The following is a 14,108-nucleotide window of genomic DNA, read 5'->3' on the forward strand; positions in this document are numbered from 1 at the left end:
GACCGCTTACTTCCGCAGGGTGGTGACGATGCCGCTGTCGCCGAAGAACTTGTCGTCGACCGTGCTCCAGCCGCCCAGGTCGTCGATGGTGGTCAGGTTCTTCACCGTCGGGAAGGGGTTGGCCGGGTCGTTGGCGCCCTCGGTCTGGGTGGCCTCGACGCCGTCGATCACCGGGCGGAAACCGTCGGCCGCCAGGATCTTCTGGCCCTCGGCGCTCTCGATGTACTCGATGAACTTGGCGCTGGCCTCGGGTGCGTCAGTGGTGACGGCGACCGGGTTCTCGATCAGCAGCGTGCTGTCCGGCACGATGTAGTCCAGCTCCTCGCCGGCGGCGCGGGCGGCGATGGCCTCGTTCTCGTACGAGATCAGCACGTCGCCGGTGCCCTTGAGGAACGCGTCGGTGGCGTTGCGGCCGCTGTCGTTCCAGCTCACCACGTTGCCGATGAAGCTCTTCAGGTAGGTTTCGGCGGCCTCGGTGTCCTTGCCGTCCTCACCCAGGGCCTGGGCGTAGGCGCCGAGCAGGTTCCACTTGGCCGCGCCGGAGGTGCCCGGGTCGGCGGTGACGATGCCGACGCCGTCCTTGACGATGTCGTCCCAGCCGGTGATGTTCTTCGGGTTGCCCTTGCGCACCGCGATCACCACGACCGAGCTGGACGCGATGCCCTTGGTGTCGCCGACGGTGTTCCAGTCCTCGGCCACCTTGCCGGCCTCGACCACCTTGGTCATGTCCGGCTCGAGCGAGAAGGCGACCACGTCGGCGGCCTGTCCGGCCACCACGGCCCGGGCCTGCGCGCCGCTGGCGCCGTAGGAGCTCTTGAAGGTGACGCCGTCGCCGTCGGCGGTCTTGGCGAAGGCCTCGCCGAGGTCGTCGTACGCGGACTTGATCACCGAGAAGCCGACGATGTCGACCTCGCTGTCGCTGCCCCCGCCGCCGCTGGAGCCGGACCCGCTGCCGCTGTTCGAGCCGCAGGCGCTCAGCCCGACCGCAGAGGCTGCCAGGAGGGCGAGCACGGTGGCCGTACGGCCACGTCCGCGCAGAACGTTCATCTCGAGGGGACTCCCACTCTGTTGCCGGGTCGTTCGGGACCCGGGATTTCGGGCAGATCGGGGTGGATCGCAGTCCGTGCCGGTCGGGCGACCCGGGGTGCGGTAACCATACATTAACTCTATCGCTCTACTAGAGAATAGAGGAGAAGCATGGTTTGTGGGCCCTCTCTCTGTGATTTGCTGGTTAACGCTGTCAACGTGCCGTTACAAACCGGCATCGTCTCTGGTCAGCGACCCGCCGGGGACATGAAAACGCCCCCGGACCGCGAGTCCGGGGGCGAATCTTCACAGCGAACCGTTACGAGATGCGTTCCGCCACGTATTCGACGCAGGCCAGCAGGGCCGCCACGTCAGCCGGCTCGACGGCCGGGTACACCGCGATGCGCAGCTGGTTGCGGCCGAGCTTGCGGTACGGCTCGACGTCGACCACCCCGTTCGCACGCAGCACCCGGGCCAGCCGGGCGGCGTCCACCCCGTCGAAGTCGACCGTGGCGACCACCTGGCTGCGGGCGCCCGGGTCGGACACGAAGGGCGTGGCGTAGGGCGTCTTCTCGGCCCACGCGTAGACCAGGCCGCTGGACTCCCGGGTGCGGGCGTCGGCCCAGGCCAGCCCGCCGTTGCCGAGCAGCCAGTCGATCTGCGAGGCCATCATCGCCAGGGTGGCCACGGCCGGGGTGTTGACCGTCTGGTCCTTGCGCGAGTTGTCGATCGCGGCCTGGAGGTCGAGGAAGTCGGGGATGTAGCGGCCCGACGCCGCGATCCGCGCGCTGCGCTCCAGCGCGGCCGGCGACAGCAGCGCCAGCCAGAGCCCGCCGTCGGAGGCGAAACTCTTCTGCGGGGCGAAGTAGTAGGCGTCGGTCTGGCTCACGTCGACCGGCAGGCCACCCGCCCCGGAGGTGGCGTCGATCAGCGTCAGGGCCTCGCCCTCGGTGCCGGGAACCCTGGTCACGGGCGCCATCACCCCGGTCGAGGTCTCGTTCTGCGGCCAGGCGTACGCGTCCACGCCCTCCTCGGGCCGGGCGTGCGCCAGCTCGCCGGCCGAGGCCGAGATCACCGTGCTGGCGCCGAGGAACGGGGCCTTCTCGGTGACGGCGGCGAACTTGGCCGAGAACTCGCCGAAGGTCAGGTGCTGGGCGCGGTGCCGGATCAGGTTGAAGGCGGCGATGTCCCAGAACGCGTTGGAGCCGCCGTTCCCGAGCACCACCTCGTAACCGTCGGGCAACGCGAACAGCTCGGCCAGACCCGAGCGGACCCGGCCGACCAGCTGACGGACCGGCGCCTGGCGGTGCGAGGTGCCGAGTACGGAGCGCTCGATCGAGGCCAGGTACTCCACCTGCTCGGGCCGGATCTTGCTCGGGCCGGACCCGAAGCGGCCGTCGGCGGGCAGCATCCCGGCAGGGATGGTGATGGGCTCAGTCACCTGGGTGACCCTTCCTGACGAGCGATGGGCGGCCCAGTCTCGCAGGCCCCGGCCGGTCCACGCAGGCAGCCGTCCGGGAACCCGATCAGGGGACGACGAAACCCCGGACACTCTCCACGCCGCGCGGCCCCTCACCCACGTACCGGGCCGAGGGACGGATCAACCGCCCGGTCGCCTTCTGCTCGACGATGTGCGCCGACCAGCCGGCCGTGCGGGCACAGGCGAACATCGGCGTGAACATCCGGGCCGGCACCTGGGCGAAGTCCAGGATCACCGCGGCCCAGAACTCGACGTTGGTGGCCAGCACCCGGTCCGGGCGACGGCCGGCCAGCTCCTCCAGCGCCGCCTGCTCCAGCGCCCGGGCCACCTCGAACCGCGAGGCACCCAGCCGCTGCGCGGTGGAGCGCAGCACCTCGGCCCGGGGATCCTGCGCCCGGTACACCCGGTGCCCGAAGCCCATCAGCCGCTCGCCACGGTCGAGCACCTCCTTCACGTAGGCGCTCGCGTCACCCCGCCGTTCCACGCCCTCCAGCATGTGCAGCACCCGGGAGGGCGCGCCGCCGTGCAGCGGCCCGGACATCGCCCCGACCGCCCCGGACAGCGCCGCGGCCACGTCGGCGCCGGTCGAGGCGATCACCCGGGCGGTGAAGGTGGAGGCGTTCATGCCGTGCTCGGCCGCCGACACCCAGTACGCGTCCACCGCCTCGACGTGCCGCGGGTCCGGCTCACCGCGCCAGCGGATCATGAACCGCTCGGTGATCGAGCGCCCCTCGTCCACCATCTTCTGCGGCACCATCGGCGTGTTCTGTCCCCGTGCCGACTGCGCCACGAACGACAGCGCCATCACCGAGGCCCGGGCCAGGTCGTCGCGGGCCTGCGCGGCGTCGATGTCGAGCAACGGCTTGAAGCCCCACAGCGACGCCAGCTGGGCCAGCGCGCTCTGCACGTCGACCCGCACGTCACCGGTGTGCACCGGCAGTGGGAACGGCTCGGCCGGCGGCAGGCCGGGCTCGAAGGCGTTGTCGACGAGCAGACCCCAGACCCGGCCGAAGTCCACCTTCCCGGCCAGGTCGACCAGGTCGACGCCGCGATAGCGGAGGGCACCGCCGTCCCGGTCCGGCTCGGCGATCGCGGTCTCGAAGGCGACGACGCCCTCCAGGCCCGGTACGAATCCCGGTACGAATCCTGGCGTGGATGCGGCCATCTCGAACTCCCCTGCTCTCGTGCGGGCGGTTGGGGTCATTGCAACCCCCACGACGGCGTCGGGGGAGAGGGCCCGGCATCGGGAACACCACATTTCTGCGAACGGAGGCAGCGGACTGGGCAGACTGTGCGGCATGAGCATCGAGCACGTCGATCCGGCCTTCAGTGCGCAGCGGGTGTCGTACCAGGTGCCGGGCCTGGACGAGTCCGGGCTGGCCGGCACCCCGCTGGCCCAGTTCCGGCACTGGTACGACCAGGCCCTGGCACACCCGGAGGTGAGTGAGCCGAACGCGATGGCGGTGGCCACCGTGGACGCGGCCGGCGCCCCGAGCGTGCGCACCGTGCTGCTGAAACACGCCGGGCGGCTGGGTTTCGTGTTCTTCACCAATTTCGCCTCGCGCAAGGCGACCGACCTGGCGGCCGCCCCGGTGGCCGCCCTCGACCTGGTCTGGATGCCGCTGCACCGGCAGGTCGCGGTGCGGGGTGTGGTGGAGCGGGTCGACGAGCAGGCCACCCTGGAGTACTTCCGCTCCCGGCCCTGGGGCTCACGGATCGGGGCCTGGGCCAGTCACCAGTCCCGGGTGGTGCCGTCGCGGGCCGTGCTCGCCGACCGCTGGCGGGAGTTCAGCGAGCGCTGGCCGGACACCGGCCGGGACGACGACGTGCCGCTCCCGCCGGGCTGGGGCGGATTTCTGGTGCGCCCGGTGGAGATCGAGTTCTGGCAGGGCCAGCCCTCCCGCATGCACGACCGGCTGGTGTTCCTGCCCGCCGGGGCGGATCCGGACGACGTGCGGATCGCCCCGGACGCCGGCCTGCCGCCGCTCGACGAGGCCGAGGGCTGGCAGGTGGTGCGGCGCGAGCCCTAACCCACCGGCTCGCAGTAGCGGTTCCAGACCGCCTCCGCCTCGTCGTCGCGCCCGGCCTCGCCCAGCACCGCGGCCAGCCGGGCGCCCAGGCCGTGCGTCTGCTCCTCCTCGCCGGCCACCGCGGCGGCCTCGGCGGCGTCACGCAGGTCGGCCACCGCCCCCTCCAGGTCGCCCAGCTCGGCGCGCAACTGCCCGCGCAGGCCCTGGAGGTCGCGGGCCGACCAGGCGTCGTCGAGCCGGGTGTAGTCGTCCACCAGCCCGTCGGCCACCGCCATCGCCTCCTCGAACCGCCCGCCCAGGGCCAGGAGCCGGGCCCGCTGCTCGGCCACCGCCACCCGGTGCCAGCGCACCTGGTGCTCGGCCATCGCCCGCTCGGCCGGCTGGATCCGGCGGCCGGTCAGGGTTTTCGTCCAGGCCCGCAGCGTCGTGTCGGCCTCGTCCAGGGCCCCCAGCGCGGCCTCGTCACCGGCGGCCGCCCGCACCGCGGTGACCCGTTCCCGGCGGCAGGTCGCGGCCCGGCCCCAGTCGCCGCCGGCCTCGGACAGCTCGGCGGCCCGGGCCAGGTCGGCCGCCACCCGCTCCGGCCGGCCCGCCACCCGGGCGGCCAGCTGCCAGGCCTCGGCCTGGCCGATCGGGTTGCCGTTGCGCGCGTGCCACTGGGCACTGCGGATGGCCAGGCGCCGGGCCAGGCCGGGCGCCCCCGCCGCCGAGTTGGCCTCGGCCGCCGCGAACGCCGCGGCCCCGGCCAGGTGCATGTGCGAGGCCACCTCCGGCGCGATCTCCCCGGCCAGCGGCTCGATGTTGTCGGGGGCGATCCGGATGCCGCCGGTCGGCGGCGGATCCAGGTTCACGCCCTCCTCGCGCAGCGCGTCCACCACGTCGGCCAGCGCGGCCTCGGCCGCGGCGGCGGCCGCGGCCGGCCGCTCCAGCTCCAGCAGCACCCGGGACAGGTCGACCCGGCACTGCCCGGCCAGCGCGGCGGGTGTGTACCGGTCGAGCAGCGGCACCGCCCGGGCCAGGTCGGCCGCCGCCCGGTGGGGCTGCCCGGCGCGGTGCCGGTGCATCGCCGAGGCGGCCAGTAGGGTGCCGAGAATCGGCCCCTCGCCGGACTTCTCGGCATCCTCGACGGCGTGGTGCCAGACCGACAGCGCGGCCTGCGGGTCGTTCTGCGCCAGCAGTCCGGCCAGGTCCGCCCCGGCCTGGGCGCGTTCGGCCGGGCGCACCCCCTCCGGCAGCGTGGCCACGGCCTGGGTCAGCGTGCTCACCGCCGCAGCGTGCGGCTCGTCGCGGGCCCGCAGCCGCAGCATGCGGGTGAGCGCCCGCAGGTGCCGGTGCTCCAGCCGTTCCGGCGGCACCGAGCGCAGCTGGGCCACCGCGGTCTCCAGCGGGTCGAAGTTCACCAGGTCGAGCGTCTGCGCCACCTCGCGCACGTCTTCCGACGCCAGTCCCGCCCGCAGCTCGGCCAGCGGGTCGGGCCGGCGCCGGGACTGCCGCGGGTCGTCGTCGCCGTGCCACGGCCGGTGGCCGGGCGACTCCTGCGGCGAGACCGGGATCGGGGTGGTGAGGAACGGGCCGATCAGTGATGTCGGCATCGCCACCGGGCCGAACGAGTCGCCGACCGACGGGTCGTGGATCGGCTGGACCTCGTCCTCGTCCGGCTCGTCGCCGGTCTCGTCCTCGTCCGGTGCGTCGTCGACCACCAGGGGCTGGGTGGCCACCGGGATCAGCGTGGTGGCCTCCTCCGGCAGCGCGCCCGGCACCGGCACCAGCTGGGAGATCTGGTCCGGCACGGGAACCCCTGCCGCGGCGGCGATCTCGCGGGCCAGAACCAGCCGCGACAGCGCCTCACCGAGGTCCGGGCCGGTGCCCAGGCCGGCCACCTCCGCGGCCAGCTCCTCGATCCGCTCCATCGCCGGCGCCGGCTGCATCAGGCGGCTCTGCGCCGCCGCGAGAACACAGGCCTGGTCGTGCAGCAGCGCCTCCAGGGGCAGGCCGGCCGCCCGCAGCCGCAGCGTGGCGGCCTGTGCCGCCTCCATCAGGATCGGCGCCGCGGGCGAGGGCCCGTCCTCCGGATCGACCGGGTGCGTGGCGATCCCGTCGAGCGCCGACCAGCCGTCCAGCCGGGCCGCGGCGCGCTCGGCCTCCGGGTCGCCGGCGGTGTCGGCCAGGATGCGGGTGGCGCGCCAGCCCTCCAGCACGGCGCGCATGGCCGCGGCCGAGTCGGTGCGCAGGCCGTCTTCGAACTCCTTGGCCAGCACGGTGATGTCGGCGCTGTCGGGGGCCACCCCGTCGCCGCCGGCCCGTCGTCCCCGGCCGGTCGGCGCGGCCCACTCGCCCAGGCCCCGGCGCTCGAACGCCTCCAGCGGCATGTTCGGCAGCGACCCGGACCCGAGCGTCTCCCGCAGCCGCCCGCCGACCGTGGTGGTCTCGTTGCGCTGATCGAAAAGTTCTGCCAGGCGAGCGCTCTCGGCCAGTACCCGCTCACCGAGCAAGCCCACCGTGAGGTCTTCCGGACCGCCCAGCGCGGCCGGCAGCCGCTGCGCCCGGGTGGCGGGCAGCACCACCTCGCCGGAGTGCCCGGCCTCGGCCAGGCTCCAGGTCAGCCGGGCGATCGCCCCGGCCGACTCCAGCAGCTCCAGCGGTTCCGGGGCCCCGGCCAGCGCGGGCAGCCACTCCCGTAGCAGTCCCAGGCCGTGCCGGAGCCGTCCGGTGCGGGCGCAGGCCAGCAGTTGGTCGGCCGCCCCGGTGCCGCGCACCGCCTGCGCCGCCAGGGCGTCGCCGACGGCGGAGTCACCGGCGATGCCGGCGGCCGCGGCCGCCCCCGCCAGACGGGTGCGGATCAGCCGCACCGCGCGCACGTGCTCGGCCGCCGCGGCTCCCACCTCGCCGGTGCGCAGCAGCGCGGGCAGCACCGCCCCGATCATCCCGGCCGGCTGCGACTCGCACTCCGACCAGGCCGCCCGCAGCACCGGACCGGCGTGATCCACCGCCCGCTGGTAGGCGCCCAGCTCGACCAGGTGCCGCACCTGTTCCGCGCGCTCGCAGTCGGGGCACCCGGCCGGGTCCGGCCCGGCCTGCGCCGAGGCCTCGATCCAGGCGTCCAGCCCGGCGCCGGCGCTCTGTGCGCCGTGCACGTGCCGGGTGAACAGGAACCGGGCCCGCAGCACCGGCCCGGCCGGGTCGCCGGACCCGGCGTAGCGCTGCTCGGCGCCGGAGACGATGTGGTTGATCAGCGAGCGGGACACGTCCGGGTGGGGAATCAGCCCGGGCCCGGCCTCGGCCAGGTTGGCCAGCACCCGGTGGGCCAGCGGCTCGTCCAGCCAGCCGGGCGCCTCGTCGTAGCGGGCGGTCAGCCAGCCCAGCAGCTCGGGCACCCGGTCGTGCCGGCCGCCCGCGAGGCAGGCGGTCAGCAGGGCACTGCGGATCAGCGTGCCCAGCCTGCCGACCTCGGAGGCGCTGCCGGCCCGGGTCACCGAGGACAGCAACGTGTCGAGTTCGCCGATCCGCTCCGGGCCCACCGGTAGCGACTCGGCGTCGGCCAGGGCCTCGCGGATCTCTTCGGACGCCGTGCTCACGCACCCGATCATGCCGTCTTCCGGGGATTCGTGTCCCCCGGCCGGTGCAACGTCCGCATCACCGGTTCGCCGTGGGAGAAAACCCGTTGCCTGCCGGGGCCCGGCGTACGTACCGTCGTGGCACACGGGAAGGGAGGTGGTCCGAACAGTGATTTCACATCGGACGCGTGAGGTGACGGCAGCCTAGCCGCCGTCGTTCCGGACGGACTGCTCTCGAAGCCCGAGAGTGATTCCTGGCCGACAGCGGCCGGCGAATACCAGGCAGTCACCGCAGCCCGCAGGGGTCCGTTTCGTCCAGCGGACACCGCCGGAGAATCCGGCGAGCCTGCGGGCTGTTGCCTGTCCGTACACAGCCCGTCATGACACACCGCTCAGGCCGGTGGTGGATGGTGTGCGGTCGCGCGAGGTTGGACAATGGGCACGTGAGCGACCTCATTGACACCACCGAGATGTATCTGAGAACGATCTTCGAGCTCGAGGAAGAGGGCGTCGTCCCGCTGCGGGCCCGGATCGCAGAACGTCTCGGTCACTCGGGGCCCACCGTCTCCCAGACCGTCGCCCGGATGGAACGGGACGGGCTGCTGCACGTCTCGGGCGACCGGCATCTCGAGCTGACCGAGACCGGCCGCGCCAAGGCCACCCGGGTCATGCGCAAGCACCGGCTCGCCGAACGGCTGCTTCTCGACGTCATCGGCCTGGAGTGGGAGCTCGTCCACGACGAGGCCTGCCGCTGGGAACACGTGATGAGCGACCACGTCGAGCAGAAGCTGCTGAAGATGCTGGCCGGGCCGATGGAGAGCCCGTACGGCAACCCGATCCCCGGGCTGGAGGAGCTGGGTGGCGCCGCCTCGGCCCCCGGGGCCTTCCGTCAGGGCGTACTCAGTCTTCCCGACGCCGTCGCCGCGGCCACCTCCGCGGCCGAGGGCAACGAGCTGATGATCCGCCGCCTCGGCGAGCGGCTCCAGATCGACACCGAGCTGATGAAGCAGCTCCAGGGCGCGGGCATGGTGCCCGGCTCCCGGGTGCAGGCCCAGCGCACGCCCACCGGATACCTGATCAACGTGGTCAAGCTGCCGGAGATGCGATCGGCCGACTCCGACAGTGGCGTGGCACTGCTCGCCGACGTGGCGCGGCACGTCTTCGTCGAGACCGTCTGACCCGCCCGGGCCGCCGAACGGCCGGCAGCGCCGGGCCGGGCCAGCTCACATCGCACCGATGCACCGGAACCCCGTCCCCTGCCCGGCAGGGGACGGGGTTCCGGTTTTGCCGACCGCACGCCCGGAATCTCCACTGAACCAACACTGCATCCGGCCTAGGCCGCGCCCGAGATGTGTGCAGCGCCCTATCGGCCATGGATCGGCACTGTCAAATCAGCTGTGACGCGCCGGGCTCCGTGATGCACACGGTGCAGTTGAGCTGGCCTAATGCCAGGTTAAGAGCAGTTGGGCAGGTTCTGTGGGTCGGCCCAACAGTTGCTGTGAAGGCTTCATTCGGCGGCCTTTTCGTCACTCGAAAGCATGAACTGAATCACGCAACGTAAGAATTTACTCGGTCGCCGTGACCCAGACGTGACATGGCTTCGGCTGTTCGGGTAGCTTCGCGTTCGCTTCTCTCCCTCCGAGAAGCCCCTGAGGCGGACGCCGAGCTCTGCCACCGCCCCGGGGTCAGCGAACACCGCATGGCAGAGGCGGGGGACCCAATTCCGGGGTGTCCGAACCAGACGCTCCTTGGGGTGAAGCCGCGACAGCGGCCGGGTGACTTCTCCCACCCGAACCCGACAGCTGACCTCGTAGGCGTTCCGGAGAGGTAAACCGTGACTACTCGGGCCACGGCGCGCCATCGCGCGCCTGTACGTCCTGCAACGCCGCTGTCTTCGTTAAGCAGCGCCGTGACCGGTCAGATGTCGATGATCGGGCGCGGTGGTGCCGTGATCGCGATGTCCGGGGGCCTGGTCGCCTCCATGGGCATGTCCTCGCAGGCAGCGACCAAGAGCGGGGCCGAGTCCGCGGCTCCCGCCACAGCCCCGATCGCCGTGGAGCCGGCCGTCGCCCTCAGCGGCGGCATGGTGACCTCGGTCGGCAGCACCCAGACTTCGGCGGCATCCCTCACAGCACCGGTCGCGGCCACGGTATCGTTCGAAAGCAGCGATTTCTCCGCTGTTCCGAAGAAGGTCGTTGTTTCCGCCGCGAGCGGGGACTCGTCGACGGGTTCGAGCGTGTCTAGTTCTTTCGGTAGTTCGCGGGGCACTTCGGTGCTGGCCGTGGCTGCCCGCTATCTGGGAGTGTCCTACCGGTACGGCGGCACGACGCCGCTGGCCTGGGACTGCTCCGGCGCCACGCAGTACATCTATGCCCAGGTCGGGATCGATCTGCCGCGCACGGCCAATCAGCAGATGCTGGCCAGCACGCAGATCTCCCGGTCCCAGGCGCAGCCCGGTGACCTGGTGTTCTTCACCTCCGGCGGAAGCGCCTACCACGTGGGCATCTACGCCGGCGGCAACATGATGTACGACGCCGGGCGCACCGGCACGTCGTTCAGCAAGCGGGCGATCTGGACCAGCGCGGTGAGCTTCGGCCGGGTGGCCTGACCGGCTCCCGCCGACCCGTGCCCCACGCACGACGGGCCCATCCTCCGGGTGGGCCCGTCGCCGTTTGCCCGCGCGACCCCAGATGGTTACGTACGCGGCGCAGATCACTGGTGGAAAGGGAGTGATCTGGCACAGGGTTGCCGCTTACTCTGTCATCCAGGGTCCGGCAAGCTGGCATTCCGGTGAGGAGGTCGCGATGGCTTTACGCATTCGCGGCGTCCTGGCTGCCAGGGCGCGGGCCCATACCGGCTTACCGGGCCAGCACCGGCAAGCCGGCAGTACCAGCTCGTTCGAGATACCTGGCGGCTGCCCTGCCGCCGACTCCAAGGCGTCGTTCCTTACGGAACGGCGCCTTTTGCCGTTCCGGGACCCAGGAGGTGGCCGCTGATGCGCACCCTCGTTCTGAACGCCGGCTACGAGCCACTGGCCGTCGTCTCCTTCCGCCGGGCCATCGTGCTCGTCCTCGCGGGCAAAGCCGCGGTGGTCGAGAACGGGCCCCATCCCGTGGTCAGCGAAACCATGACCGTGCCCCGGCCTTCGGTGATCGTGCTGTCCCGTTACGTCAGAGTGCCGCACGGCCGGGCGGTTCCGGTCAGTCGGCGTGGTGTGCTGCGGCGTGACGAACACCGGTGCGCCTACTGCGACGCGCACGCCGCCACGATCGACCACGTGCTGCCGCGCAGCCGGGGCGGTCAGGACACCTGGGAGAACCTGGTGGCCTGCTGCATGCGGTGCAACAACGTGAAAGGCAATCGCACACCGGAAGAAATGGGCTGGACGCTCTCGGTGCGGCCGCGGGCTCCGCGGGGTCCGGCCTGGGTGGTGCGGGGTGCCGACGTGCGGGAGCCCTCGTGGGAGGAGTACCTGGGGGCGGCAGCCGCCTGAGGAGAGAAGACCACGGTCTGAGCCAGCGAGTCCCTCCAACCGCTGGCTCAGACCGGGAGTTCGTGACCGCTGACCAGCAGCTGCCGAGACAGCATCGCCCGGGCCGGTGCACGACCCGGGCGATGCGAGAAAGTCTGGTGCACCGGCGCTCTCGGCGCCGGTGCGTTGGAGAGCCTGCCACACCGATGCTGATTTAGCAAAGTGCTGTGACTGCACGTAATCGGTTCAACAATCTGACCAGGTCAAAGCCAAATGACCGACACGTATAGCAAGCTGATGTATTCGATCAGCGAATGCCCGCCTCGACCCGCACGGTGCCCGTCCAGGCAGATCCGGGTGCCAGCTCGACCGGCTCCAGCAGGGCCGGTTCGATGCAGACGAAGCCGCTCTCGCCCCCGGCCGGCACGTCGCCCAGCCCGTGACCGGGTCCCGGGTTCCACACCACCCGGTCGGGAAACCCGTTGGCCGTGACCGTCAATCGGCCCAGCTCCGGGTCGTCCAGGAGAACCGGGCCGGTGGCCCCCTCGACCGAGACGTCACGGGTGTCGAGAGCCCGCAGCACCTCGTCCAGCACCGTCGTGCGGCCGTCGGCGTTGTCCGACGCCGCCCGGCCGCCGAGCCCGGCGATGGTGGCTCCGGAGTCACCGACCGTGAAATAGCTGTGGAGTGCAGCGGTGAAATCCCACGCTGAGTCGCCGGTGTTGCGGGCGGTCAGCTCCAGGTCGAGGGTCTGCCCGGCCGCGCGCGCCGTCAGGACGAGTTCGAAGGCGTGCGGCCAGATGTCGCGGGTCTTTTCGTCGTCCTCAAGCCGGGCCGCCCAGTGACCGGGACCGGAGTCGACCACGGCCCAGGCCCGGTTGCGCGCCACCCCGTGCTTCGGCAGCGGTCCTCGGCCGGCGAACTGCGGGAAGATCACCGGGACCCCACCGCGGATCGCCAGCCCGGGCCCGCACTCCGCGGTCGGGCTGAGCCACAGCCGGCCGCGCCCGCCCGCCGGTGTCCAGCCGGTGACGTGGCCGCCGTGCGCGCACACGACGAGTTCGGCACCGTCGGGGCCGGTCAGGGTCTGCGAGGAACAGGGATCGATCGCCATGTCCGCATTCTGGCCCGCGCGTCGCGGATGCCGGGCGGTTGAACACGCGGATATTGAGAAGTACCCGCTCCGGCCACGCTGCTACCGTCGATCACGGCAAAAGCCCTACCTGGTCTACCTGGTGAAAGGTCCCTTCCATGCACGACCCGCGTGTCCTGCTCGACCCGGGCACCGAGGCGGTTCGCCGGCTCGCCCGCCGTGGCTACACCCTTGATGTGTCGTCCCTGGAAGAGCTGCTGTCCAGCCGGAACGCCGGCATCAAGGCGGCCGACGACCTGCGGGCGGAGTCCAAGAAGGCCGCCGCCGAGGTGGGCCGGACGGCCAAGGCGGGTGGCGACGTCACCGAGCTGAAGGAACGCGCCCGCCGGCTGAAGGACCAGATCAAGGAGGCGGAGGAGAAGGCCGATCAGGCCGCCGCCGACCTGCGCGAGTGGATGCTCAGCATCCCGAACCTGCCGCTCGACCGGATTCCCGACGGGTTCAGCGACGAGGACGCCACCGAGATCCGCCGCTGGGGCACCCCGCCGGAGTTCGGCTTCACCCCGCTCGACCACGTCGAGCTGGGCGAGCGCACCGGCATTCTCGACTTCGGCCGGGCCACCAAGCTGTCCGGGCCGCGGTTCCGGGTGGCCCGGGGCGCGGGCGCGGCGCTGGAGCGCGGCCTGGTGTCGTTCTTCCTCGACCTGCACACCCGCGAGCACGGGTACACCGAGTACGCCGTGCCGCACCTGGTCGCGCCGAGCGCCCTGGTCGGCACCGGTCAGCTGCCCAAGTTCGAGGAAGACCTGTTCCGCACCGCGGCCGGCAGCCGGGACCTGTACCTGATCCCGACCGCCGAGGTGCCGCTGACCAACCTGCACGCCGACGAGATCGTCGAGCCGGGGCAGCTTCCGCTGGCCTACACGGCGCGCACCACCTGCTTCCGCTCGGAGGCCGGGTCGTACGGCCGCGACACCCGTGGGCTGATCCGGCTGCACGAGTTCGAGAAGGTCGAGATGGTGCGCATCGTCGCCGCCGACCAGTCGCAGAACGAGCTGGAGAAACTGGTCGGCCACGCCGAATCGGTGCTCCAGAAGCTGGGTCTCGCGCACCGCACCATCCTGCTCGCGGCCGGTGACACCGGTTTCGGCAGCCAGAGCACCTACGACGTGGAGGTCTGGCTGCCCGGCCAGAACACCTACCGCGAGATCTCGTCCTGCTCGGACTGCGGCCAGTTCCAGGCTCGGCGCGCGAACATCCGCACCCGAACCGAAGACGGCAAGCGTGAGCTGGTGGCCACGCTGAACGGCTCGGGGCTGCCGATCGGCCGCACCATGGCCGCCCTCCTGGAGAACGGCCAGCAGGCCGACGGCTCGGTCGTGCTGCCCGAGGCGCTGGCGAACTACACCGGCTTCGGCACGATCCACGCCGACGGCAAGACCGACTAGATCGC

At 72.0% G+C, this 14,108-nt stretch carries 11 protein-coding genes and 1 riboswitch; of the genes, 5 read left to right on the plus strand and 6 right to left on the minus strand.

Annotation, left to right across the window (positions count from 1 at the left end):
* Positions 1–6: 6 nt before the first annotated feature.
* The 3 genes from KIH74_RS01105 to KIH74_RS01115 form a co-directional block, all read right to left on the minus strand.
* Entirely contained in the window at positions 7–1,047 is a 1,041-nt protein-coding gene (locus KIH74_RS01105; RefSeq protein WP_214153472.1) for a sulfate ABC transporter substrate-binding protein, read from the minus strand.
* Between the two features lie 298 nt (positions 1,048–1,345).
* Positions 1,346–2,467, minus strand: a complete 1,122-nt coding sequence (gene serC, locus KIH74_RS01110; protein ID WP_308113495.1) for a phosphoserine transaminase — start codon at positions 2,465–2,467, stop codon at positions 1,346–1,348.
* A gap of 85 nt (positions 2,468–2,552) precedes the next feature.
* On the minus strand, positions 2,553–3,671 hold the full coding sequence (locus tag KIH74_RS01115) for a citrate synthase 2 (RefSeq protein WP_214153473.1): 1,119 nt from the start codon (positions 3,669–3,671) through the stop codon (positions 2,553–2,555).
* 133 nt (positions 3,672–3,804) lie between these two features.
* Here KIH74_RS01115 and pdxH point away from each other — a divergent pair, with 133 nt between their 5' ends.
* Positions 3,805–4,536 carry a pyridoxamine 5'-phosphate oxidase gene (pdxH, locus tag KIH74_RS01120; RefSeq protein ID WP_214153477.1) on the plus strand — a complete coding sequence of 244 codons (732 nt, stop codon included), beginning with the start codon at positions 3,805–3,807 and terminating at the stop codon, positions 4,534–4,536.
* Here the strand turns inward: pdxH and KIH74_RS01125 are convergent.
* A complete protein-coding gene (locus KIH74_RS01125) occupies positions 4,533–8,111 on the minus strand; it encodes a hypothetical protein (protein ID WP_214153479.1) in 3,579 nt (1,192 codons plus the stop codon). The two genes, pdxH and KIH74_RS01125, sit on opposite strands and share 4 nt — an antisense overlap.
* Positions 8,112–8,533: 422 nt before the next feature.
* Between KIH74_RS01125 and KIH74_RS01130 the strand changes: the two genes are divergently transcribed.
* On the plus strand, positions 8,534–9,268 hold the full coding sequence (locus KIH74_RS01130; protein WP_214153480.1) for an iron-dependent transcriptional repressor DtxR: 735 nt from the start codon (positions 8,534–8,536) through the stop codon (positions 9,266–9,268).
* A gap of 505 nt (positions 9,269–9,773) precedes the next feature.
* Positions 9,774–9,922, plus strand: a riboswitch (cyclic di-AMP (ydaO/yuaA leader).
* Between the two features lie 85 nt (positions 9,923–10,007).
* On the opposite strand, the gene KIH74_RS38255 is transcribed toward KIH74_RS01130, so the two are convergent.
* Positions 10,008–10,358 carry a hypothetical protein gene (locus KIH74_RS38255; RefSeq protein ID WP_308113496.1) on the minus strand — a complete coding sequence of 117 codons (351 nt, stop codon included), beginning with the start codon at positions 10,356–10,358 and terminating at the stop codon, positions 10,008–10,010.
* A 13-nt stretch (positions 10,359–10,371) separates the two neighbouring features.
* Here KIH74_RS38255 and KIH74_RS38260 point away from each other — a divergent pair, with 13 nt between their 5' ends.
* Together KIH74_RS38260 and KIH74_RS01140 are read left to right on the plus strand one after the other, a co-directional pair.
* Complete coding sequence (locus tag KIH74_RS38260) at positions 10,372–10,698, plus strand: C40 family peptidase (RefSeq protein WP_308113497.1); 327 nt, start codon at positions 10,372–10,374, stop codon at positions 10,696–10,698.
* A gap of 387 nt (positions 10,699–11,085) precedes the next feature.
* Positions 11,086–11,583: an HNH endonuclease gene (locus KIH74_RS01140; protein ID WP_214153483.1), complete on the plus strand. Its 498-nt coding sequence runs from the start codon at positions 11,086–11,088 to the stop codon at positions 11,581–11,583.
* A 286-nt stretch (positions 11,584–11,869) separates the two neighbouring features.
* Here the strand turns inward: KIH74_RS01140 and KIH74_RS01145 are convergent, their stop codons facing one another.
* On the minus strand, positions 11,870–12,676 hold the full coding sequence (locus KIH74_RS01145; protein WP_214153484.1) for an aldose epimerase family protein: 807 nt from the start codon (positions 12,674–12,676) through the stop codon (positions 11,870–11,872).
* A gap of 137 nt (positions 12,677–12,813) precedes the next feature.
* On the opposite strand from KIH74_RS01145, the gene serS reads away from it, so the two are divergent.
* The gene (gene serS, locus KIH74_RS01150; RefSeq protein ID WP_214153486.1) at positions 12,814–14,103 is read left to right on the plus strand and encodes a serine--tRNA ligase; all 1,290 of its coding nucleotides are present in this window, start codon (positions 12,814–12,816) and stop codon (positions 14,101–14,103) included.
* The last annotated feature ends 5 nt before the right edge of the window (positions 14,104–14,108 follow it).

Source organism: Kineosporia corallincola (assembly GCF_018499875.1).
Classification (GTDB): Bacteria; Actinomycetota; Actinomycetes; order Actinomycetales; family Kineosporiaceae; genus Kineosporia; species Kineosporia corallincola.

Excerpts from the sequence above, each read along its gene's own strand:
- KIH74_RS01105 (WP_214153472.1), bottom strand. The coding sequence starts at position 1,047 with ATGAACGTTCTGCGCGGACGTGGCCGTACGGCCACCGTGCTCGCCCTC.
- pdxH (WP_214153477.1), top strand. The coding sequence starts at position 3,805 with ATGAGCATCGAGCACGTCGATCCGGCCTTCAGTGCGCAGCGGGTGTCG.
- KIH74_RS01115 (WP_214153473.1), bottom strand. The coding sequence starts at position 3,671 with ATGGCCGCATCCACGCCAGGATTCGTACCGGGATTCGTACCGGGCCTG.
- KIH74_RS01140 (WP_214153483.1), top strand. The coding sequence starts at position 11,086 with ATGCGCACCCTCGTTCTGAACGCCGGCTACGAGCCACTGGCCGTCGTC.
- serS (WP_214153486.1), top strand. The coding sequence starts at position 12,814 with ATGCACGACCCGCGTGTCCTGCTCGACCCGGGCACCGAGGCGGTTCGC.
- KIH74_RS01145 (WP_214153484.1), bottom strand. The coding sequence starts at position 12,676 with ATGGCGATCGATCCCTGTTCCTCGCAGACCCTGACCGGCCCCGACGGT.